19 protein-coding genes and 1 tRNA gene are annotated in these 21682 nt (G+C 63.6%); 5 read left to right on the top strand and 15 right to left on the bottom strand.

The window, feature by feature from the left end; translation table 11 throughout:
• Nucleotides 1-18 precede the first annotated feature (18 nt).
• The 5 genes from ACYPXD_RS30295 to gatC all read right to left on the bottom strand — a co-directional run bounded on the left by ACYPXD_RS30295 (nt 19) and on the right by gatC (nt 5255).
• Nucleotides 19-798, bottom strand: coding sequence for an exodeoxyribonuclease III (locus tag ACYPXD_RS30295; protein WP_459720546.1), 780 nt, complete (start codon nt 796-798; stop codon nt 19-21).
• A gap of 54 nt (nt 799-852) precedes the next feature.
• Complete coding sequence (locus tag ACYPXD_RS30290) at nt 853-1689, bottom strand: PPK2 family polyphosphate kinase (RefSeq protein ID WP_459720544.1); 837 nt, start codon at nt 1687-1689, stop codon at nt 853-855.
• Between the two features lie 164 nt (nt 1690-1853).
• Entirely contained in the window at nt 1854-3347 is a 1494-nt protein-coding gene (gene gatB, locus ACYPXD_RS30285; protein ID WP_459720946.1) for an Asp-tRNA(Asn)/Glu-tRNA(Gln) amidotransferase subunit GatB, read from the bottom strand.
• A 5-nt stretch (nt 3348-3352) separates the two neighbouring features.
• Nucleotides 3353-4933, bottom strand: coding sequence for an Asp-tRNA(Asn)/Glu-tRNA(Gln) amidotransferase subunit GatA (gene gatA / locus ACYPXD_RS30280; protein ID WP_459720541.1), 1581 nt, complete (start codon nt 4931-4933; stop codon nt 3353-3355).
• 22 nt (nt 4934-4955) lie between these two features.
• Nucleotides 4956-5255 (bottom strand): Asp-tRNA(Asn)/Glu-tRNA(Gln) amidotransferase subunit GatC, encoded by a 300-nt coding sequence (gene gatC, locus ACYPXD_RS30275; protein WP_459720943.1) that lies wholly within the window; start codon nt 5253-5255, stop codon nt 4956-4958.
• 468 nt (nt 5256-5723) lie between these two features.
• On the opposite strand from gatC, the gene ACYPXD_RS30270 reads away from it, so the two are divergent.
• The 5 genes from ACYPXD_RS30270 to rodA all read left to right on the top strand — a co-directional run bounded on the left by ACYPXD_RS30270 (nt 5724) and on the right by rodA (nt 12139).
• Nucleotides 5724-6767 (top strand): rod shape-determining protein, encoded by a 1044-nt coding sequence (locus ACYPXD_RS30270; protein WP_017772379.1) that lies wholly within the window; start codon nt 5724-5726, stop codon nt 6765-6767.
• A gap of 142 nt (nt 6768-6909) precedes the next feature.
• Complete coding sequence (gene mreC, locus ACYPXD_RS30265) at nt 6910-8061, top strand: rod shape-determining protein MreC (protein WP_459720535.1); 1152 nt, start codon at nt 6910-6912, stop codon at nt 8059-8061.
• The gene (gene mreD, locus ACYPXD_RS30260; protein WP_219798327.1) at nt 8058-8570 is read left to right on the top strand and encodes a rod shape-determining protein MreD; all 513 of its coding nucleotides are present in this window, start codon (nt 8058-8060) and stop codon (nt 8568-8570) included. The genes mreC and mreD overlap by 4 nt, the downstream gene beginning before the upstream one ends.
• A 42-nt stretch (nt 8571-8612) precedes the next feature.
• Nucleotides 8613-10979 carry a penicillin-binding protein 2 gene (mrdA, locus tag ACYPXD_RS30255; protein WP_459720532.1) on the top strand — a complete coding sequence of 789 codons (2367 nt, stop codon included), beginning with the start codon at nt 8613-8615 and terminating at the stop codon, nt 10977-10979.
• Nucleotides 10980-10990: 11 nt separating this feature from the next.
• Nucleotides 10991-12139, top strand: a complete 1149-nt coding sequence (rodA, locus tag ACYPXD_RS30250; RefSeq protein WP_459720529.1) for a rod shape-determining protein RodA — start codon at nt 10991-10993, stop codon at nt 12137-12139.
• 35 nt (nt 12140-12174) lie between these two features.
• Here rodA and ACYPXD_RS30245 read toward each other — a convergent pair whose 3' ends face one another.
• The 10 genes from ACYPXD_RS30245 to rsmB all read right to left on the bottom strand — a co-directional run bounded on the left by ACYPXD_RS30245 (nt 12175) and on the right by rsmB (nt 21552).
• Entirely contained in the window at nt 12175-12915 is a 741-nt protein-coding gene (locus tag ACYPXD_RS30245) for a tetratricopeptide repeat protein (RefSeq protein WP_459720526.1), read from the bottom strand.
• On the bottom strand, nt 12912-13694 hold the full coding sequence (locus ACYPXD_RS30240) for an HpcH/HpaI aldolase family protein (protein WP_459720523.1): 783 nt from the start codon (nt 13692-13694) through the stop codon (nt 12912-12914). Before ACYPXD_RS30240 ends, ACYPXD_RS30245 begins: the two co-directional genes overlap by 4 nt.
• A 298-nt stretch (nt 13695-13992) precedes the next feature.
• Entirely contained in the window at nt 13993-14436 is a 444-nt protein-coding gene (gene queD, locus ACYPXD_RS30235; protein ID WP_459720940.1) for a 6-carboxytetrahydropterin synthase QueD, read from the bottom strand.
• 8 nt (nt 14437-14444) lie between these two features.
• Complete coding sequence (gene queE, locus ACYPXD_RS30230; RefSeq protein ID WP_459720520.1) at nt 14445-15077, bottom strand: 7-carboxy-7-deazaguanine synthase; 633 nt, start codon at nt 15075-15077, stop codon at nt 14445-14447.
• 49 nt (nt 15078-15126) lie between these two features.
• Complete coding sequence (gene queC / locus ACYPXD_RS30225; protein ID WP_459720515.1) at nt 15127-15858, bottom strand: 7-cyano-7-deazaguanine synthase QueC; 732 nt, start codon at nt 15856-15858, stop codon at nt 15127-15129.
• 408 nt (nt 15859-16266) lie between these two features.
• A tRNA-Phe gene (locus ACYPXD_RS30220) sits at nt 16267-16342 on the bottom strand.
• A gap of 74 nt (nt 16343-16416) precedes the next feature.
• On the bottom strand, nt 16417-17106 hold the full coding sequence (gene esaR, locus ACYPXD_RS30215; protein WP_459720510.1) for a response regulator transcription factor EsaR: 690 nt from the start codon (nt 17104-17106) through the stop codon (nt 16417-16419).
• The gene (locus ACYPXD_RS30210; RefSeq protein ID WP_459720507.1) at nt 17107-19548 is read right to left on the bottom strand and encodes a sensor histidine kinase; all 2442 of its coding nucleotides are present in this window, start codon (nt 19546-19548) and stop codon (nt 17107-17109) included.
• Nucleotides 19538-20128 (bottom strand): DUF4390 domain-containing protein, encoded by a 591-nt coding sequence (locus ACYPXD_RS30205; protein ID WP_219798337.1) that lies wholly within the window; start codon nt 20126-20128, stop codon nt 19538-19540. Before ACYPXD_RS30205 ends, ACYPXD_RS30210 begins: the two co-directional genes overlap by 11 nt.
• On the bottom strand, nt 20125-21552 hold the full coding sequence (gene rsmB, locus ACYPXD_RS30200; protein WP_459720503.1) for a 16S rRNA (cytosine(967)-C(5))-methyltransferase RsmB: 1428 nt from the start codon (nt 21550-21552) through the stop codon (nt 20125-20127). The genes ACYPXD_RS30205 and rsmB overlap by 4 nt, the downstream gene beginning before the upstream one ends.
• Nucleotides 21553-21682: the final 130 nt, after the last annotated feature.

The raw sequence follows: 21682 nt of genomic DNA, 5'->3' as shown, positions 1-21682 counted from the left end.
CCACGCGCGCGCCCGCCATCAGCTCGCGAGCGTGTGATCGTAATCGATCGTCAGCGGCGCGTGATCGCTGAACTTGATGTCGCGGAAGATATCGACGCGCTTCGCCTTCGACGCAATATCCGGCGTCGCAATCTGATAATCGATGCGCCACCCGACGTTCTTCGCATACGCTTGGCCGCGATTGCTCCACCATGTGTACTGCTCGGGCCGCTGGTCGAGCGTGCGAAACACGTCGACGTAGCCGACTTCGTCGAAGAGCTTCGTGAGCCACGCGCGCTCCTCGGGCAGGCAGCCCGAGTTCTTCTGGTTGCTCTTCCAGTTCTTGATGTCGATCTCTTTGTGCACGATGTTCACATCGCCGCACAAAATCACTTCGCGCTTTTTGCGCAGCGCGTCGAGGTGCGGCATAAAGAGCTCCATGAAACGGTACTTCGCCTGCTGCCGGTCTTCGCCGCTCGACCCCGAGGGCACATAGACCGACACCACCGATAATTTCCCGAACCGCAGTTCGACGTAACGCCCTTCCGCGTCGAACTCCTCGCTGCCGAAGCCGATCACGACTTCATCGGGTTCATGCCGCGTATAGACGCCCGCGCCGCTGTAGCCTTTCTTCACCGCATGCTGGAAATAGCCGGTGAAATCGTGCGGCGCGAGGAACTCGGGCGTCATATCGTCCTGCGAGCATTTGATTTCCTGTACGCACAGCACGTCGGCATTCTGCTCGCCGAACCAGTTGAAAAAGCCTTTGCTCGACGCAGAGCGGATGCCGTTCAGATTGGCGGTGATCACGCGCAACATGTCATTCCTTTTTTGTCGATTCGGTGTGTGTTTTTATGCCGTGGAAGCGCACGCTTATTCGATTATTACGCCCTTCAGCGAATCCTTCGGCGGCGGAAATTCGAGCTTCAGCGACTCCATCGTGCGCGCCAGCAACGAAGCCACCATCACATTCCGATGCGACTTCGAATCCGCGGGAATCACGTACCACGGCGCGTAGTCGGTCGACGTCGCGGCGAGCGCATCGCTATACGCGTCCTGATACTTGTCCCAGAGTTTGCGTGCGTCGAGGTCGGACACGTCGAACTTCCAGTGCTTGCTCGGATCGTCGATACGCGCCTGTAACCGCTCGCGCTGCTCGTCCTTCGAAATGTGCAGCATGCATTTGACGATCGTCGTGCCCGAGTCGGCGAGCATCGCTTCGAAATCGCGGATGTGACGGTAACGGCGTTCGCGCTGCGTTTTGTTCAGTTGACCGAGCACCGTCGGCACGAGCACATCTTCGTAGTGGCTACGGTTGAAGATCGTCAGTTCGCCCGCCATCGGCGCCTGCGCATGCACTCGCCAGAGAAAGTCGTGCGCCGTTTCGCTCGGCGTCGGCGCCTTGAACGGCACGATGCGCAGCCCGAGCGGATCGACTTCGTGAAACACCGCGCGAATCGTGCCGTCCTTGCCGCTCGTGTCCATGCCTTGCAGAACCACCAACACGCGTTGCCGGCGCTGCGCGTGCAGACGCTCCTGCTGCGCATCGAGTTTCGTGCCGAACTCGAGCAGCAGCTCGCGATCGGATTCTTTCGAGCCGCTCGAGAACGGTTTCGCGCCCGCATCGAAGTCGGACAGCTTGAACGTGCTCTTCTTGCCTTCTTCAAAAAAGGGCACGCGAAAATCGTCAAGTTCCGGCTTCTTGGCCATCAGCCCGTCTCCTCGTTAAGAATTGACCCGATTCCCGCACCAATGAAAAAGGGCTGTTGCCCAGTCCTTTCGATCCGGCAACAGCCCATCATGACCGAAGCGCGCCGTTTGTGCAGCGCATGCGAAACATCGAGCTTCGCGATGTTCCGCCGCTTCGCGCGTTCTCAGGACAGCTTCTTCTTCAGCAGTTCGTTGACCTGCTGCGGATTGGCCTTGCCCTTCGTCGCCTTCATCGCCTGACCGATCAGCGCGTTGAATGCCTTCTCCTTGCCGGCGCGATATTCGTCGACCGACTTCTGGTTTGCCGCGAGCACTTCGTCGATGATCGCTTCGAGCGCACCGGTGTCCGAGATCTGCTTCAGGCCCTTCGCTTCGATGATGCGATCGGCGGCGGCTTCGTCGGTGGCTTTCTCTTCCCAGATCGCGATGAAGATTTCCTTCGCGATCTTGTTCGAGATCGTGCCGTCGGCAATGCGCTGCAGGACTAGCGCAAGCTGTGCGGCGCTGACCGGGCTTGCCTCGATGGCAAGGTCTTCGCGGTTCAGTTGGGCGGAAACCTCGCCCATGATCCAGTTCGCAACGCCCTTCGCTTGCATAGCGCCGGCATCGCGAACATCGCTCATTTTCGAGACCACAGTCTCGAAATAGGCGGCCATAGCCTTGCTAGAAGTCAACGCACCCGCGTCATAGCGCGTGAGCCCGTACTGATCGACAAAGCGCTGCTGCATCGCTTCCGGCAGTTCGGGCATCTCGCCCTTCACACGCTCGATCCACGCCGGTTCGATCACGAGCGGCATCAGGTCCGGATCGGGGAAATAGCGGTAATCGTGCGCGTCTTCCTTCGAGCGCATCGAGCGCGTTTCGCGCTTGTCCGGATCGTACAGACGCGTTTCCTGAACCACGGTGCCGCCGTCTTCGATCAACTCGATCTGGCGACGCACTTCGTACTGGATCGCTTCTTCAAGGAAGCGGAACGAGTTCAGGTTCTTGATCTCGGCGCGTGTACCGAATTCCTTCTGCCCGACCGGCCGCACCGACACGTTCGCATCGCAGCGGAACGAGCCTTCCTGCATATTGCCATCGCATATGCCGAGCCAGACGACGAGGCCATGCAGCGCCTTCGCATACGCGACCGCTTCCGCGGCGCTGCGCATTTCCGGCTCGGTGACGATTTCGAGCAGCGGCGTGCCCGCGCGATTCAGATCGATGCCGGTCATGCCCGCAAAGTCTTCGTGCAGCGACTTGCCTGCGTCTTCTTCGAGGTGTGCGCGCGTCAGGTTGATGGTCTTTTCGTACGCGTCCTTGCCGGCCTTCTCATTGGCGGGCACCTGGATCGTGACCTTGCCGCCCTGCACGACCGGAATCTCGTACTGGCTGATCTGGTAGCCCTTCGGCAGGTCCGGATAGAAGTAGTTCTTGCGGGCGAAGATGCTGCGCGGCGCAATCGTCGCGCCGATCGCAAGACCGAAGCGGATCGCGCGCTCGACAGCACCGCGGTTCGCAACCGGCAGCACGCCGGGCAAGGCGAGGTCGACCGGGCAGGCTTGTGTGTTCGGTTCGGCGCCGAACTGCGTCGCGGCGCCGGAGAAGATCTTCGAGACCGTCGACAGTTGCGCGTGCGTCTCGAGACCGATAACCACTTCCCATTCTTTGCGCATTTCCATCATGCCTCCCGCCGAGCCGCCTCAAGGGAGGCATGCGCCCCCCCGGGGGGCGGCGAACGAAGTGAGCGTGGGGGCTCACCGTTCTCCACTGGCGACCTGCGATGCCAGTCGGTGACGCGCTGGAACGCGTCCGCAACTTGCAGCATGCGTGCTTCGTTGAAATAGTTGCCGACGATTTGCAAGCCGACCGGCCGCTTTGCATTCGCGCCCGCGCCAAAGCCGCACGGCACGCTCATGCCGGGCAGACCCGCGAGGCTCACCGACAGCGTGTAAATATCCGCGAGATACATCTGCACCGGATCGTCGCCCTTCGCGCCGATATCCCACGCGACCGTCGGCGAAACCGGCCCCATGATCACGTCGCACTGCTTGAACGCCTGCTGGAAGTCTTGCGCGATGATGCGGCGGATTTTCTGCGCCTGCAGGTAGTACGCGTCGTAATAGCCGTGCGACAGCACGTACGTGCCCACCAGAATGCGGCGCTTCACTTCGGGCCCGAAGCCTTCAGCGCGCGATTTCTTGTACATGTCGAGCAGATCGCCGTATTGCGCCGCGCGATGACCGTAGCGCACGCCATCGAAACGCGACAGATTCGACGAGGCTTCGGCCGGTGCGATCACGTAATAGACCGGAATCGACAGCTCGGTTTTCGGCAGCGACACGCTGACCAGTGTCGCGCCGAGCGACTCGCAGGTTTTGAGCGCGGCATCGATCGAGGCGCGCACATCGTCGGCGAGACCGTCGCCGAAGTATTCCTTCGGCAAGCCGATGCGCAGTCCGGCGAGCGGCTTATCGGCACCGCTCGCACCGCTCGCGCCGCCTTGCCACGTCTGTCCAACATAACGCGTGAAGTCTTCGTCGTCGCGCGTGAGGCTCGTCGAATCGCGTTCGTCGAAACCGGCCATTGCGTTGAGCAGCAGCGCGCAATCGGCCGCGCTTTGCGCAAACGGACCGCCCTGGTCCAGCGAGGAAGCGAACGCAATCATCCCGTAACGCGACACGCGGCCGTACGTCGGCTTGATACCGGTGATGCCGGAAAACGACGCGGGCTGACGGATCGAGCCGCCCGTGTCGGTGCCGGTTGCGGCGGGCGCAAGGCGCGCGGCCACTGCCGCGGCCGAGCCGCCCGACGAACCGCCGGGCACCGCCGCCGTATCCCACGGGTTGTGCACGGGACCGAAATGGGAGTTCTCATTGGACGAACCCATCGCGAATTCGTCCATGTTCGTCTTGCCGACACACACCATGCCCGCGCGCGCCAGACGGTCGACGACGGTCGCATCGAACGGGCTCGTGTAGTTTTCGAGCATCTTCGAGCCGGCGGTCGCGCGCCAGCCGCGCGTGACAAACACGTCCTTGTGCGCAATCGGCAGGCCCGTCAGCGGGCCGGCGTCGCCGCTCGCGAGGCGCGCATCGGCGGCCTTCGCTTCTTCGAGCGTGCGCGCTTCGTCGACATGCACGAACGCGTTCAGGCTTTTGCTTGCCGCGATACGCTTCAGGTACAGGTCCGCGAGTTCGACCGCGGAGCATTGCTTCGCGTCGAGTGCGGCACGCAGTTCAGTCAGGCTTTTCTCATGCATTGCGGTGTTCCTGTACGGACAATTACTCGATAACCTTCGGCACCAGATACAGGCCGTCCTGCACCGCGGGCGCCGGGCGCTGGAAGTCTTCGCGGCACACCGTTTCCGTCACCGCATCTGCGCGCAATCGCAACGCGACATCCTCGATCTGCTCGATCGGGTGCGCGAGCGGCGCAACGCCGGTGGTGTCCACCGCCTGCATCTGCTCGACGAGACCGAAGAATTCATTGAGTTGCACAAGCGTATGTTCGGCATCGGCATCGGGTAATTCGAGCCGTGCGAGATGTGCGATGCGTTTCACATCGGTCAGGGTCAAAGCCATACGTTTCACCGGAATTGAACGCGGACTGCCGCAACGAGGAAAAACGATGTTGCAACAGCGGGTTAAATCATGGAGTGGCCCCTCGAAAAAGGGCCGCGCGGCAGCAAAAAGTGCCACTCGTTTCCTTCAAATACAGCAAAATTATAAGGTATCATTACGCGTTCGACCCAAACCCGGACCGACTTACCAAGGCCTTTCTGGGCATGCGCTGAAGCAAAGCGCAGAAGTGAAGCTGAAACAGCCTTGTGATCAAGTCTCCGGCAGTGACGGGTTCGTTGCACAGTAGATTCCCCAGCAGCTTCAGTTTTCCGCGTGATTTCCAGTGGTTTCCGTACGTCGACGCACTGCGTCTGTCGGCGTCAACGCGAAGCCCGGTCGTGTCACCCCGAATGTGAAGCCGTTAATTTTTCCGCTGCCGCCCTCCCGCGTACGGTGCGAGGCCCGGCCCCAAGCGAGACAGGATTTTGAATGTTTGGTTTTTTGCGCAGCTATTTCTCCAACGACCTGGCCATTGACCTCGGCACCGCCAACACGCTGATCTACATGCGTGGCAAAGGCATCGTTCTCGACGAACCCTCCGTTGTCTCGATCCGCCAGGAAGGCGGTCCGAACGGCAAGAAAACCATCCAGGCCGTCGGCCGCGAAGCAAAGCAGATGCTCGGCAAGGTGCCGGGCAACATCGAAGCGATCCGCCCGATGAAGGACGGCGTGATCGCCGACTTCACCGTCACCGAGCAGATGATCAAGCAGTTCATCAAGACTGCACACGAATCGCGCATGTTCTCGCCGTCGCCGCGCATCATCATCTGCGTGCCGTGCGGTTCGACGCAGGTCGAACGCCGTGCGATCAAGGAAGCCGCGCACGGCGCCGGCGCATCGCAGGTGTACCTGATCGAAGAACCGATGGCAGCGGCCATCGGCGCGGGCCTGCCGGTGTCGGAAGCAACGGGTTCGATGGTCGTCGATATCGGCGGCGGCACGACGGAAGTCGGCGTGATCTCGCTGGGCGGCATCGTTTATAAAGGCTCGGTGCGCGTCGGCGGCGACAAGTTCGATGAGGCGATCGTCAACTACATCCGCCGCAACTACGGCATGTTGATCGGCGAGCAAACCGCCGAAGCCATCAAGAAGGAAATCGGCTCCGCGTTCCCGGGCTCCGAAGTCAAGGAAATGGAAGTGAAGGGCCGGAACCTGTCGGAGGGCATCCCGCGCAGCTTCACGATCTCGAGCAACGAAATCCTCGAAGCGCTGACCGATCCGCTGAACCAGATCGTGTCGTCGGTAAAAATCGCGCTCGAGCAAACGCCGCCGGAACTCGGCGCCGATATCGCCGAACGCGGCATGATGCTCACGGGCGGCGGCGCGTTGCTGCGCGACCTCGACCGCCTGCTCGCGGAAGAAACCGGACTGCCGGTGCTCGTCGCCGAAGACCCGCTCACGTGCGTCGTGCGCGGGTCGGGCATGGCGCTCGAGCGCATGGACAAGCTCGGCAGCATCTTCTCCTACGAGTAAGCGGGTCTCCATGTCAGTGGCGCGGATCGTACGGCTGGCTTCTCCAGCCGCCGCGCGCTGGGTGTGCGGCTTTTTTGGCCGCACCGCGCGCCCTGTCGGGCGTCAAAGTTTCATCTAACCGCTCACGTCCACGGCGCCGACCATGGAATACAGTCCGCCGCCCCTATTCAAGCAAGGCCCGTCGGCACTTGCACGGCTGATCATTTTCGTCGTGCTCGCGCTTGCACTGCTGATCTCCGACGCGCGCTTCAGGACGCTTGAAATCGTTCGCGGCGTGCTCGGCGCGGGGCTTTATCCGCTGCAGCGCGCCGCCCTCGTGCCGCGCGACATCTTTATGGGCGCGGCCGATCTCGCCGTGACGAGCGCCACGTTGCGCACCGACAACGCGCAATTGCGCGCACGCAACTTGCGGCTTTCGCAACAGGCGAACGAATCCGCGCAGCTTGCGGCCGAAAACGCGCATCTGCGCGCGCTGCTGCAGTTGTCGCAACGCTCGACCATTCAGTCGACGCCCGCCGAAATCCAGTACGACACGCGCGATCCGTTCACGCAAAAGGTGGTGATCGGGCGCGGTTCGCAGCAAGACATTCAGGACGGTTCGCCGGTCGTCAACGAAGACGGCGTGGTCGGTCAGGTCACGCGCGTGTTCCCGATGCAGGCGGAAGTCACGCTGCTCACCGATAAAGACCAGGCCGTGCCCGTGCAGATCGTGCGAACCGGCTTGCGCAGCGTGATCTACGGCACGCCGAAGGGCGACACGCTCGACTTGCGCTTCGTGCCGATCAGCGCCGATGTGCTCGCGGGCGACGAACTCGTGACGAGCGGGCTCGACGGCGTCTATCCGCCGGGCCTGCCGGTTGCGAAGGTCGTGCGCGTCGACAAGCAGGCCGATACCGCGTTCGCGCACGTCGTCTGCCTGCCGATCGCCCAGGTGCGCGGCGCGCGGCAACTGCTCGTGCTGCACTATCAGAACGAAGTGCCGCCGCGGCCCGCCGACGAGCCCGACGCGGCCAGCGCGGCGAAAGACGCGAAGAAGAAGGGCGCGAAGGCGGCGGATAAAGCGGCTGCTTCCGAGAAGGACAAGGGCGGCGCGAAAGCGGACGACCGCAATGCGACCGGCGCGGCGGCGGCGAAGCCGCCGGCTTCAGCACCGGCGGCCGCAGCCACCGCGAACGCGGCGGCCTCGAAGCAGGCGTCGTCAACCGAAAAGAAACCGGCTGCCGAGCCCACCGCCAGGCCGGCGACGAAATCGACCGCCAAGCCGCAAGCGGCGGCCCAGGGGACCCGACAGTGAACCGTCCGCAATACATCCTGCAGCCGGTCAACCCGTATTTCATCGCGTTCAGCCTCGCGGCCGCGTTCCTGCTGAACATGATGCCGTGGGGGCGTCTCGCGGGCGTGCCCGACTTTGTCGCGCTCGTGCTGCTGTTCTGGAACGTCCATCAGCCGCGCAAGGTCGGCATGGGCATCGCGTTCATGCTCGGCCTGCTGATGGACGTGCACAACGCGAGCCTGCTCGGCGAACACGCGCTCGCTTATACGCTGCTGTCGTACGGCGCGATCACGATCCACCGCCGCGTGCTGTGGATGACGCTGCCCGTGCAGATCTTCGCGGTCATGCCGTTGCTGGTGGTCGCGCAGGTCGTGCCGTTCGTGATCCGCTTGCTGACCGGCGCGGCCTTCCCCGGCTGGGGCTATCTGATCGACGGTTTCGTCGAAGCCGCGCTGTGGCCGCTTGCGAGCGTGCTGCTGCTGATGCCGCAGCGCCGTCCGGCCGATCCGGACGACACCCGGCCTATCTGACGTCGAGGCCGCGGGCATGAAACAGGGCCGACGCACAACCGCATGACCGAATTCAAAGACACCCAGCAGCAACTGAACCGATTCCGTTTGCGCGTCGCCGCGGCGGGGCTGTTCGTGTTCGTCTGCTTCGGGCTGATCGCGTTCCGCTTCCTGTTCCTGCAGGTGTGGCACTACAGCAAGTATTCGCTGCAAGCGGACGAAAACCGCATCTCGGTGGCGCCGATCGTGCCGAACCGCGGCATCATCACCGATCGCAACGGCGTCGTGCTCGCCAAGAACTACTCGGCGTACACGCTCGAAATCACGCCGTCGAAGCTCAACGACACGCTCGAAAACGTCATCGACAAACTGTCGACGGTGATTACGATCGATGCGCGCGACCGGCGCCGCTTCAAGAAGCTGCAGGAAGACTCGAAGAACTTCGAAAGCCTGCCGATCCGCACGCGCCTGACCGACGACGAAGTCGCGCGCTTTACCGCGCAGCGCTTCCGCTTTCCCGGCGTCGAAGTGCGCGCGCGGCTGTTCCGCCAATATCCGCTCGGGCCGACTGCCGCGCACGTGATCGGCTATATCGGCCGGATTTCGCAGCGCGACCAGGAACGGCTCGACGATATCTCCGACCAGAACAACAGCGACCCCGATCACTACGATCCGCGCCTCGACGCAAACAACTACAAGGGCACCGACTATATCGGCAAGATCGGCGTCGAACAGAGCTACGAAACCGAGTTGCACGGGCTGACCGGCTTCGAGGAAGTCGAAGTGACGGCGGGCGGCCGCCCTGTGCGCACGCTGTCGCGCACCCAGGCGACGCCCGGCAACAATCTTGTGCTGTCGATCGATATCGGCTTGCAGCAAGTCGCCGAGCAGGCGTTCGCGGGCAGGCGCGGCGCGCTCGTCGCCATCGAACCGTCGACCGGCGACGTGCTCGCGTTCGTTTCCGCGCCGAGCTTCGACCCGAATTCGTTCGTCGACGGCATCGACCAGCAGACGTGGGACGAGCTCAACAATTCGCCCGATCACCCGCTCCTGAACCGTCCGCTGCACGGCACGTATCCGCCGGGCTCGACCTACAAGCCGTTCATGGCGCTCGCCGCGCTGACGCTGCACAAGCGCACGCCGCAATGGGGCTTCCAGGATCCGGGCTCGTACACGTTCGGCGGCCACACGTTCCGCAACGACGTGCCGCAGGGTCAGGGCTGGATCGACATGAACCGCGCGATCATGGTGTCGAACGACACCTACTTCTATATGCTTGCGCACGATCTCGGCGTCAACGCGATCGCGAACTTCATGAAGCCGTGGGGCTTCGGCCAGATCACCGGCATCGACATCGCCGGCGAGGCGCGCGGCATCCTGCCGTCGACCGACTGGAAGCGCAAGGCGTATCGCAAGCCCGAGCAGCAGAAATGGTACGAGGGCGAGACGATCAGCCTCGGCATCGGCCAGGGCTACAACTCGTTCACGATCCTGCAGCTCGCGCACGCGACCGCGACGCTCGCGAACAACGGCGTGCTGATGAAGCCGCACCTCGTGAAGGAAATCGAAAACCCGATCTCGCACCAGACGCGCCTCACGGTGCCGCGCGACGAAGGGCGCATCAATGTCTCGCAGACCGATATCGACGTGGTCAAGCGCGGGATGGAAAACGTCACGTCGAATCCGTCGGGCACCGCGTATCAGATTTTCCGTAACTCGACGTATCTCGTCGCGGGCAAGACGGGTACCGCGCAGGTGTTTTCGCTGCAGGGGCAGAAGTACCACGGCCATGCGCTTGCCGAAAAACTGCGCGACCACGCGCTCTTTATCGCGTTTGCACCGGCCGAGAATCCGAAGATCGCGGTCGCGCTGATCGTCGAAAACGGCGGCTGGGGCGCGCAGGCGGCCGGCCCGATCGCGAAACGCGTGCTCGACTACTATCTGATCGACCGGCTGAAGCCCGGTGTCCAGGAAGCCGCGGTGAGCGCGGCGGCATCGGCGACCGAAGGGGCGTCCGAGCCGTCGATCGGCGATGTGCCGGCGTCGGCGCCGGCAGCGACGTCGGCAGCCGCGTCGGCTCCTGTTGGCGTGAGTACGCCGGACGCCGTGCAGCCGGTGACCATCGCGGCCGGCTATACGCCGTTGCCGCCGCCGCCCGGCGCGGCGAAGCCGGCTGCCGCGCCCGAAGCAGCGTCGGATTTACAGGCCGCAAGCGGGGTTGCGGGTGCGTCGGCAGCGGCGCCGGCCGGCGCTTCGGGTGCACGCGCTGCTGCCGCGGCCTCCGCCCCGGTCAGAACCCAGCATCCCTCCGGTCCGCATCCGCGGCGTCCGGCCAGCGACGCCGCACCGGTCGCCGTGGCGCCGTCGCGTGAAGAAGGCGCGTCGCACGCGCCGCCTCCCGCGCCCGCCACCGGCGGCATCGACGAATAAAGGAGAGAGGCATGCAATTCGACAAGCGCGCCTGGCTCGATCGCATCAAGAAGATGTTCGCGGGCTTCGACAAGCCGCTCGCGCTCATCGTGTTTCTGCTGCTGTGCGTCGGCATCGTCACGCTGTACAGCGCGAGCCTCGACGTGCCCGGACGCGTCGAGGATCAACTGCGCAACATCATGCTGACGTTCGTGCTGATGTGGATTCTCGCGAACGTGCCGCCGAATACGCTGATGCGCTTCGCGGTGCCGGCCTATACCTTCGGCGTCGCATTACTGATCGCGGTCGCGCTATTCGGGCTCACGCGCAAGGGCGCAAAACGCTGGATCAATGTCGGCGTCGTGATCCAGCCGTCCGAGATTCTGAAGATCGCGACGCCGCTGATGCTCGCGTGGTACTACCAGCGGCGCGAAGGCGTGATGCGCTGGTACGACTACCTCGTCGGGCTCGTGATTCTCGCGATACCGGTTGGGCTGATCGCGAAGCAGCCGGACCTCGGCACGGCCGTGCTCGTGTTCGCGTCGGGTCTTTTCGTGATCTATTTCGCGGGCTTGAGCTTCAAGCTGATCGTGCCGGTGCTGATCGCGGGCGTGATCGCGGTGGCATCGATCGCGACGTTTCAGGACAAGATCTGCCAGCCCGAAGTGCAGTGGCCGCTGATGCACGACTATCAGAAGCACCGCATCTGCACGCTGCTCGACCCGACGTCCGACCCGCTCGGCAAGGGCTTCCACACCATTCAGGCGGTGATCGCGATCGGCTCGGGCGGGCCGCTCGGCAAAGGCTGGCTGAAGGGCACGCAGGCGCACCTCGAGTTCATTCCGGAAAAACACACCGACTTCATCTTCGCGGTGTTCGCCGAAGAATTCGGCCTCGCGGGTGGGCTCGTGCTGCTCACGCTCTATATGGCGCTGATCGCGCGCGGGCTCTTTATCGCGGCGAACGGCGCGACGCTTTTCGGACGCCTGCTGGCCGGCTCGCTGACGATGGCGTTCTTTACGTACGCATTCGTCAACATCGGCATGGTGAGCGGGATTCTGCCGGTGGTCGGCGTGCCGTTGCCGTTCATGAGTTATGGCGGCACCGCGCTGACCACCCTCGGCGTCGCGATCGGGCTCATCATGAGCGTGTCGCGGCAGAAGCGCTTGATGCAAAGCTAGGCGCGTACGACGCTCATTGCGGCTTTATTGCGGCGCTATTGCGGCTTCGCCTCATGGGACTCGCGCAACTGCGTGCTCAATTGCTGATACTTGAGCCGCGCCGCCGGATCGCCTTGCGCCGCCGCAGCCGCGTAGTACGCGCGCGCCACGTTCAGATTCTGCTTGACGCCATCGCCGCCGCGCTCATAGAACGAGCCCGTCACATACTGCGCGGTCATGTCGCCGCCTTCGGCCGCCTTCTTGTACCAGACGAACGCCTGCTGGTTATCGCGCGTCGTGCCGCGGCCGTCGAGAAACTGATTCGCCAGCGCGAGCTCCGCCTGGACATGCCCTTGCTTCGCGGCCTTCATAAACCACTGGTGCGCTTCCGCCGGATCGCGGCCCACGAATTCGCCATCGTCGTACATCTTGCCGTACACGTACTGCGCATGCGACATGTTCGCGTCCGCGGCCTTGCGCAGCCATTTCTTCCCTTCGTCGACGTTGGGCGGGCCGCCCTCGCCGTTCAGCAGCATCATCGCGTAGTTGAATTCCGCGAGCCGGTTGCCGCGCTGCGCGGCCTTGCGGAATTCAGTAAGCGCCGAGGTCAGATTGCCGGCGTTGTAGTCGGCGACCGCGGTTTGCGTTTCCACGTCCGCGGGCTTCGGGTCGAACGCCTGGGCATCGGCCGCGTGTGCGTCGGGTGCCGTGAGGCCCGTGGCCACGATTAACGCGACTGACGCTGTCAGCGCAAACAAGGCACCGGCGCGCGCGCAGTGCAGCGAAATCTTCTTCATGACCTGACCTCCTGCAACGACTGCCGCGTCACACGCAACAGCCACATCACGTCCGCGGCGAGCGAGATAAAGCGGAAACCCGCCTCGCGAGACTGCCGCGCATTCACGACGTCCATCGCGAAGATGCCTGCGGCGATGTGCGCATTCTTCGCAACTTGCACGATATGTGCCATTGCTTCCTGTACTTCCGGATGCTTCGGATCGCCGAGGTGTCCGAGGCTCGCCGCCAGATCGGCCGGCCCGACAAACAGGCAATCGATGCCCGGCACCGCCGCAATCTGTTCGACCTGCGCCAGCGCGCGCGCCGATTCGATCTGCACGATCGTCGCGATCTGCGCGTTTGCATTCTGCAGATAATCGCGGCGCATGCCGTACGCGGCCGCGCGCACCGCGCCCGCCACGCCGCGCAACCCTTCGGACGATTCCGCGGTCGGGTATTGCGTGAGCCGCACCGCATACGCGGCCTCTTCGGCGGATTCGATATTCGGGAACATCAGCGTACGCGCGCCCGCATCGAGCACGCGCTTGACGATCCACGGCTCGGCCGCCGGCACGCGCACGACCGGCTCGCTCGGCAGGTGCGCGGCAGCGATCGCGCGCAGCTGCTCGGTGACGTCGACGCTATCGTTCGGCGAATGCTCCATGTCGATCAGCAGCCAATCGAAGCCCGCATGCGCGAGCGCTTCGGCCGCGCTCGCGCTGCCTAGCGACAGCCACAGGCCATACAGCGGATCGGGGTCTTTGAGGCGCAGCTTGAGCGGATTCGTGAACGTGCTCATCAGCGCGCCTCCGCGCGGCACGTTGCGCCGCAAGATGGCCGGGAACCGGCGCACGAATGGCGCGAGCGGCGTGTACCGCGCAGCGTCTGCTGCGCGACGAAGGGTGTTGCGGACACTGCGACAGTGGGCGTTGTGGTGGCCGGCATGGTCTCGCTCCGGTGGCTACTGCAACGTGATGGCACGCAATGAGGGCACGCAATGAGGGCACACAAAACGGTGCGCGTGATTGGCGCGCGTCAGCACGCGCCGGCACGATCATACCGTGACAATAACGCTTGTATCGGCTACCAAGCGCACGCTATTCGCGCACGAAATCGGCCCAGCAATTCGGCGTCTCGTACAGACGCACGCGCTGCAGCCGCAGGTTCACGCCGTAGTGCGCGTCGTAGACGTTCGCGAGTATGCCGAACGCAACCGCCGCGAGATTTTCGACGGTCGGAATGCGGTCGAGCACGACCGTCTTGTGGCCCGGCATCGAATCGAGAAAGCGGCGCACCTGCGTATCGCCTTCGTAGACGATAAACGCGTGGTCCCACTTTTCGACGAGATGCTCCATCGCGAGCGACTTCACGTCGGCGAAGTCCATCACCATGCCGCGATCCGGCGCGCCTTCCGTTTCGACCAGATCGCCGTGCAGCGTGATCTCGAGCACATAGCGATGCCCATGCAGATTGCGGCACTGGCTGCGGTGGTCGGGAATGCGGTGGCCCGCGTCGAATTCGAGTTTTCGGGTAATGGTCAGCACGGCGATCAGGGGATGTTCAGGTACTTATGGGTTTGCATCGACAGACGCCAGCGCGGATGGCGCTTGCACCAGTCGATGGCGAGCTTGGTATTGATATCGCGCGACGGGCCGTCCATCGGCTGCACGAGGAAGTAGTCGAAGTCGAGCTTCTCGTACTCGGACAGACGCTGATTATCCTGCGGGATCACCACCTTGAGCTCATTGCCCTTCGTCACGACGAGCGGCGCGTCGGCCTTCGGGCTTACGCAGATCCAGTCGATGGTGTCGAGCACCGGCAGCGAGCCGTTCGTCTCGATCGCGATTTCGAAGCCGGCCGCGTGCAACGCATCGACGAACGGTTGATCGATCTGCAGCATCGGCTCGCCACCCGTGCAGACGACGAAGCGCCGGCCTTCGTCCGCGGGCCACAACGACGCGATCGTCGCGACGAGTTCGCCGGCGCTGGGGTACTTGCCGCCGTTTTCGCCATCGGTGCCGACGAAGTCGGTGTCGCAGAAACGGCAGACCGCATCGGCGCGGTCTTCTTCACGGCCGGACCAGAGGTTGCAGCCGGCAAACCGGCAGAACACGGCCGGGCGTCCGGCATTCGCGCCCTCGCCCTGCAACGTGTAGAAGATTTCCTTGACCGCGTACGTCATGCTGGTTCTGCCTGATGCGCTGTAATGAAGGTTGCCGTCGACGTCTCGCTCACACCGGCTCGCTGACCTGCTCGCCCGCGAGATACGCCTCGTATCCCCGCTTGCGCAAGCGGCATGCGGGGCACTCGCCGCAACCGAAGCCCCAGTCGTGCAGTTCCGCGCGCTCGCCGACATAGCACGTATGCGTCTCGACGCGAATCAGCTCGACGAGCGCATCGCCGCCGAGTTCATGCGCAAGACGCCACGTATCGGCCTTATCGAGCCACATCAACGGCGTCTCGACGGCGAAGCGGCTGTCCATGCCCAGATTCAACGCGACCTGCAGCGCCTTTATCGTATCGTCGCGGCAATCGGGGTAGCCCGAGAAATCCGTCTCGCACATGCCGCCCACGAGCACCTGCAAACCGCGCCGATATGCGATCGCCGCGGCGATCGTCATGAACATCAGGTTGCGGCCCGGCACGAACGTATTCGGCAATCCGCTCGCGGCCGTTTCGATTTCGATGTCGCGCGTCATCGCGGTGTCGCTGATCGCGCCGAGCACCGACAGATCGACCGTGTGATCGTCGGCGAGGCGCATGCCCCACTCGGGAAATGCGCTGGCAATCGCCGTGCGAAAGCCGGCGCGGCATTCGAGTTCGACGCGGTGCCGCTGCCCGTAATCGAAGCCGAGCGTTTCGACCGTGTCGTAGCGATCGAGCGCCCAGGCAAGGCACGTGGCCGAATCCTGGCCGCCGGAAAACAGCACCAGCGCGCTGCGCTTCGCGTGTTGACGGGACACCGTGTTACTCCGTGAGGACTCAAATGATCAACTTCGGATCAATTTCGGACGTATTCGCGCCGGCAAGGGACGCTGGCTCAAGCAGCTGGCTCAAGCAGTATAGGCACGTGCGTCGCTGCGTGACGCGGGTCTGCCTGATGCCGATATTCATGCCGATATTGATGCCGACATTCGCCCGATGATCGGCGCACCAAACAAGGCGCACCAAACAAAAAAGGACTTGCGACCGGACAGTGCAAGTCCTTGAATATTTGAAATTTTATCACGGGGCACCGTGCACTGCCGACGGCGCCCCCGGGTCGCTCCGTTCGACGACGAGCATGACCGCGTTACGCTCAGCCGCATCAAACAACAGAAGGGCAGATAGAACAAGCCCCAGGAATCTTGCGATGTCCTGGGGCCGAATTCTGGTGGCCTGGGGCGGAATCGAACCACCGACACGCGGATTTTCAATCCGCTGCTCTACCAACTGAGCTACCGGGCCAACGAAGAAGCGAGAGTATAACAAAGCATGCCGTACGCCTCAAGCCCCCTCCTGAAATTTGCCGGCAGCGTCGATCATTCGCTCTTGTTCTTGCCGAGATCGACACCGAGTTGCTTGAGCTTGCGATACAGGTGCGTGCGCTCGAGCCCGGTCTTTTCCGCGACACGCGTCATGCTGCCGTTCTCGCGCGCGAGGTGATACTCGAAGTACGCGCGCTCGAATGCATCGCGCGCATCGCGCAGCGGAATATCGAACGAAATCGACGTGGTTTGCGCGGGCACCGCGCCGCCGCTCACGTTATCGGCCGCAAGCATCGGCAATGCCGCCGCCGACGCGACCGCGGATGCATTCGCGGGCAACGCGGGCTTCGCCGCTGCGCCGCCCGACGCCGGCGCCGCGCTGCCGCGCGCGAGCCCCTGTTCGACGGCCTTCAGCAGCTTTTGCAGCGCAATCGGCTTTTCGAGGAAGTTCAGCGCGCCGATCTTCGTCGCTTCGACAGCCGTGTCGATGGTCGCGTGGCCCGACATCATGATGACGGGCATGGTCAGTTGCCCTTGCGCGGCCCACTCTTTCAGCAAGGTGACGCCATCGGTGTCGGGCATCCAGATGTCGAGCAGCACCAGGTCAGGTGCTGCTCGTAAGCGGGACTCGCGCGCGTCCTGCGCGTTCTCCGCCGTTTCGACAACGTGCCCTTCGTCGCTGAGGATCTCCGAGAGCAATTCCCGGATGCCCATTTCATCATCTACCACCAGGATGGTTGCCATTTACGCTGCCCTTGTCTGCACTGTTGCTTTTGTCGTTCCCTGCGACGCATTGCTACGCGCCGTCTGCGATCCGGTCGCCGGTCCTGCATGGGTTCCACTGCCGGGCGCCGCGTTGTCTGCAAGTTGAAGAAAGAGAATCGAGATCTGCGCGCCTTCGATCACATCGCCCGCTTTGAGGCGGTTGCGAATGTCGATACGCGCGCCGTGTTCGTCGACGATCTTCTTGACCATCGCCAGCCCAAGCCCTGTTCCTTTGGCTTTGGTCGTCACATAAGGTTCGAATGCGCGTGTGAGAATGCGCGCGGGAAAGCCGGGTCCATTGTCCGATACAGTGAGGCGCACGGCGATGCGTGTTTTACCTTCCGCATCGGGATCGCCATATTCTACTGTCCGCGTCTCGAGCACCACCCGCGGATGCGGCGCTTCGGAGACCGCGTCCTGCGCATTCTGCAGCAGGTTGTGGATCACCTGGCGAAGTTGCGTCGCATCGCCGCGGATCACGGGCAAATCGCCCATCTCGACGGCGATCGCGCTCTTGCCTTCCTCGATGCCGTACAGCGTCAACACTTCGCTTACGAGTTCATTAAGCTGCAAATTGGCGAGCACGGCAGGCGGCGTGCGCGCATAGTCGCGGAAATCGTCGACCATCTGCTTCATCGCCGCAACCTGATTCACGATGGTCGTCGCGCCGCGTTTCAACACATCGGCATCGTGCGGTGAGAGCTTGTCGGACAGCTTCATCTGCAGACGCTCGGCGGAAAGCTGGATCGGCGTGAGCGGATTCTTGATCTCATGCGCGAGACGCCGTGCGACTTCGCCCCATGCAATCGAGCGCTGCGCCGAGATCACATCGGAGATGTCGTCGAACACGACGACATAGCCGGACGTCTGCAGGTCGTTCGCGTCCTCGGCCAATGCGCTTGCCGAGAGCAGCCGCGCGCCCCGCACGAGCAAAGTGAGCGGGTCGGCTTCGCCGGGCACCTGCATCGAAAACTGCTGCTGCCAGTGGCCATCGTCGTGCTGGTTGTCGCTGCTTGCCGCCTCGCGATCCGCGAACGCCTTGCGGATCATCGCGCCGAACTCGCTCAATACCGCGATCCGCTCGAGCGGCGAACCGAGCGCCGTCACGAACGGCTGACGGAAGATACGCTCGGCGCCGCGGTTCGCGGTGGTGAGCCTGAACTGCCGGTCGAATACGAAGACGCCCGCCGTGAGGTTCGCGAGAATGCTCTCAAGATACGTCTTCGAATGCTCGAGCGCGATGCGATTGTTCTCGACCGCCGCACGCGCTTCCGAAAGCTGCCGCGTCATCGCGTTGAACGACTGCGTGAGAAAGCCCAGTTCGTCGCGCGACTTGATTTCGCGCTTCGGGGTGTAGTCGCCTTCGGTCACTTCCTTCGTGCCCTGCGCAAGCAGAAACAGCGGCCGCGCGAGCTGGTTGCCGAGCGCGAGCGCGAGCATCATCGCGATGAAGGTGGCGAGGAACAGCGCGAGCGTCAGCGTGCCGATGTACATCTTGCGCAAGCCCGTGCGGCCAAGCGCCTTCTCCTGATACTCGCGGTACGCGCGCTGCACGGCATCGGCATTGCGCGCGAGCGACGCCGACACCGGTTGCGTGAGTTGCAGGAAGCGGTCGGCCGGTTGCAGCTGCGTGGCGTTGGCGTCCGGAATGCGCTGGACGATGCGCAGACGCAGCACACCCTTGCTGCCTAGCGCGTGCGGATCGCCGTCCACTTCGCCTTCGATTGCCGCGAAACCGCGGCCGCGCGCCTGCTCGATCATCAGCGGCGTGGGCAGGTCGTTCGGCACGAGCGACGCGTAATTGCCGGTCGCCTGCGCCACGACGTGCATCTCGGGCGACGCGCCCGACATGCTGCGCACGGGCTCGACGATGGTCGCTTCCTGGACGCCGAACTGGTCGCGCAGACGCAAAAGCGTGAGCGTCGTGCCGGCTGAATCCGCGTTCGCGAGCTGCTCGGCCATCAGCCGGCCCTTCGTCTGCAAATCGGATAACGACGCGTCGAGCATGCCGCGGCCGAGACTCAGGCCCGACGTCAGCGCGGTCTCGACATTGACGTCGAACCACGATTCGATACTGCGCGACACGAACTGATACGACACGATGTAGATAATGCCGCCCGGCACGACGCCGACCAGCGCGAAGAAGAACGCGAGCTTCGCGAGCAGCCGTGTGCCGAACTTGCCCTTGCGCAAGCGCGTGATGATCACGACGACGAGCACCGCCACGATGCCCATGAAGATCAGCGCGACCGCGATGTTGGCCGTGTAGAGCCACTGATAATAGCGGTCGAAGAATTCGGTATTCGCGCTCGCGGCTGCAAGCAGCACGAGCAGCAGGACGGCCGTGACCGCCACCGTCGACACCAGCAAACGAACGACGATGCTGCTGACACTGGTGGCGCGGCGCACTTTATTTAGCACGATCGCTCACCGTGAAGGTAAAACGCTTCCAGTCGGAAGCAAGATTCCAGTCGCGGTTATTGACCGCGTCGATCTGGAACGGCTTGGGCATCAGTGCGATATCGAGCTGCATGCGCACCGATGCGGTGTACGTCTCCCCGGTGTGAACCTGATTGCGATCGATCACGTGCCACGAGGTCACGTGCTTGATCACCGACAGCGCCTCGTTCAGCGAGCTGAAACCGAGTTGCAGGCCGCCTGTCGATACGCGGTATTCGCGCGTGAGCGGCTGGAACGACAGGCGAATGCTCTGCGACACGCTGACCGGCTGCTCGTCGAACCAGTACCAGCGCGGACGGCTCAGCTCGAAGTCGGTCGTGAAGTAAAGCGGAATCCCTTTATTGACCGCGTCCTCCAGGTTGCTGTTCAGGTCGAACTCGAAGCGCGCATCGAGGCTCCATCCATTGCTGTCCGATTGCAGCGACGCCCGCTGGACCGCGATCGAATCGGCGCGCGCCGGTCCGGCTGCGGTCAGGCAAAGGGCCAGCGCCATCCAGAGCGCGACCGCGAGCCGTAGCGGAAATAGGCGTTTGATGATCACCGTTTCTGGAAGCGCGCGTAGAAGAATCCGTCGTGGTCTGGGTTCGAGCCGGTGGTCCCTCCGGCGCGAAAACCGGCCGATGTATCGGCGGGCGCGCGAGCGACTGCGGGCAGCAGTTGCCCCGGCGCGTCCAATCGTACCGCATCCTGATGGTTGTTTCCAAACCACAGTGCCTGCAACTCACCCTCATCCGGCAGGATCGAGCACGTGACATACAGCAATTCGCCGCCAGGTTTCACGAGCGGCCACAGCGCGGCGAGAATGCGCCGCTGCTCGGCGACAAGCGCGGCAATGTCGGCCGCGCGGCGCAGCCAGCGGATGTCCGGATGGCGGCGCACGATGCCCGACGCGGAACACGGCACGTCCGCGAGAATGCGATCGAACAGCGGCTCGGCCGCGCCATGCCAGGCGGATGGGTTGCCCGCGTCGCCGATCCGGACGTCCGCGGTGAGGCCCAGCCGCTGCAGGTTTTCGCCGATGCGTTGCGCGCGGGCCCGGTCGCTTTCGAGCGCGACGAGATCGATATCGGCGAGTTCGAGCAGATGGCCGGTTTTGCCGCCGGGCGCGGCGCATGCGTCGAGCACGCGCATGCCGTTCGCGACGCCGAGCGATTGCGCCGCGAGCTGCGCGCCAGCGTCCTGCACCGAGACGACGCCGTCGCGAAAACCGGGGATGCGGTCGACATGCATCGGCGTCTCGAGACGCACGGCTTGCGGGCCGATCTGCGTCGCGGCGATCTGATGGTCGTGTAACGTTTGCACATAAGCGTCGACGTTCGAGCGGCGGACATTCACGCGCAAGGTCAGCGGGCCTTGCGTGTTACCGGCTTCGAGAACGGCTTGCCAGGTATCGGGCCACGCCTTTCGCACGGCATCGATCCACCACTTCGGATAGTTCCAGCGCGCGACTTCGTCGTTCTTCGATTCGGCCAGTAACGCGCTGCGCTCGCGCAGGAATGTGCGCAATACCGCGTTGGTGAGGCCCTTCGCAAATTCGAACTCGCGGCGCGCGCCGATCGCGCTGACCGCCTGGTCGACGACGGTGAACGGCGTGTAGGCGGCCGATTCTTCTTCGTCGATCAGCAGCGCAAACGCACAGGCGAGTAGATGCGCGACATGCGGAGGAGGCGGCTTGCGGACCCGCTTCGTTACGAGCCACTCGGCGAGCCCGAGGCGCCGCATCGTGCGATACGCGATGTCCTGCACCGCGCCATGCGATGCGGCCGCGCTGCCTTCAGGCAATGACGCGAAGACCGTGCCGAGCGCGGCAGGCAACGCGGCGCCAAGACGCACTGCGCCGACTGCCTGCGCAGCACAGTCGAGCGCGAAACCGAGCGACTCGGGGGCAAGCGGCAGCGTGGAAAGGCGCGGCTCATGAGTGCGCACTGCAGGCTGAACGGCGCGCGGGGACGGCTTTCGGGTCATGAACGGGGGCTGGTAGCACGTGGCGTGCAAGCGGTCTAAACGGCACATTGTAGCGTGGCATGGTCGCTGGACTGACCGGTGGGAGCGCAGGTGTGCGGGACAGCAACAGTGGGGTTGTGCGGCTTGCGTT

The sequence above is a fragment of the Paraburkholderia sp. 2C genome (assembly GCF_054589215.1).
Note: the sequence above shows the minus strand (reverse complement) of the source record. Positions and strands in the feature narration are given on the sequence as shown.

Excerpts from the sequence above, each read along its gene's own strand:
- ACYPXD_RS30270 (WP_017772379.1), top strand. The coding sequence starts at position 5,724 with ATGTTTGGTTTTTTGCGCAGCTATTTCTCCAACGACCTGGCCATTGAC.
- ACYPXD_RS30245 (WP_459720526.1), bottom strand. The coding sequence starts at position 12,915 with ATGAAGAAGATTTCGCTGCACTGCGCGCGCGCCGGTGCCTTGTTTGCG.
- ACYPXD_RS30290 (WP_459720544.1), bottom strand. The coding sequence starts at position 1,689 with ATGGCCAAGAAGCCGGAACTTGACGATTTTCGCGTGCCCTTTTTTGAA.
- gatA (WP_459720541.1), bottom strand. The coding sequence starts at position 4,933 with ATGCATGAGAAAAGCCTGACTGAACTGCGTGCCGCACTCGACGCGAAG.
- rsmB (WP_459720503.1), bottom strand. The coding sequence starts at position 21,552 with ATGACCCGAAAGCCGTCCCCGCGCGCCGTTCAGCCTGCAGTGCGCACT.
- ACYPXD_RS30240 (WP_459720523.1), bottom strand. The coding sequence starts at position 13,694 with ATGAGCACGTTCACGAATCCGCTCAAGCTGCGCCTCAAAGACCCCGAT.
- mreC (WP_459720535.1), top strand. The coding sequence starts at position 6,910 with ATGGAATACAGTCCGCCGCCCCTATTCAAGCAAGGCCCGTCGGCACTT.
- rodA (WP_459720529.1), top strand. The coding sequence starts at position 10,991 with ATGCAATTCGACAAGCGCGCCTGGCTCGATCGCATCAAGAAGATGTTC.
- gatC (WP_459720943.1), bottom strand. The coding sequence starts at position 5,255 with ATGGCTTTGACCCTGACCGATGTGAAACGCATCGCACATCTCGCACGG.
- mrdA (WP_459720532.1), top strand. The coding sequence starts at position 8,613 with ATGACCGAATTCAAAGACACCCAGCAGCAACTGAACCGATTCCGTTTG.
- queE (WP_459720520.1), bottom strand. The coding sequence starts at position 15,077 with ATGACGTACGCGGTCAAGGAAATCTTCTACACGTTGCAGGGCGAGGGC.
- esaR (WP_459720510.1), bottom strand. The coding sequence starts at position 17,106 with ATGGCAACCATCCTGGTGGTAGATGATGAAATGGGCATCCGGGAATTG.
- ACYPXD_RS30295 (WP_459720546.1), bottom strand. The coding sequence starts at position 798 with ATGTTGCGCGTGATCACCGCCAATCTGAACGGCATCCGCTCTGCGTCG.
- gatB (WP_459720946.1), bottom strand. The coding sequence starts at position 3,347 with ATGCGCAAAGAATGGGAAGTGGTTATCGGTCTCGAGACGCACGCGCAA.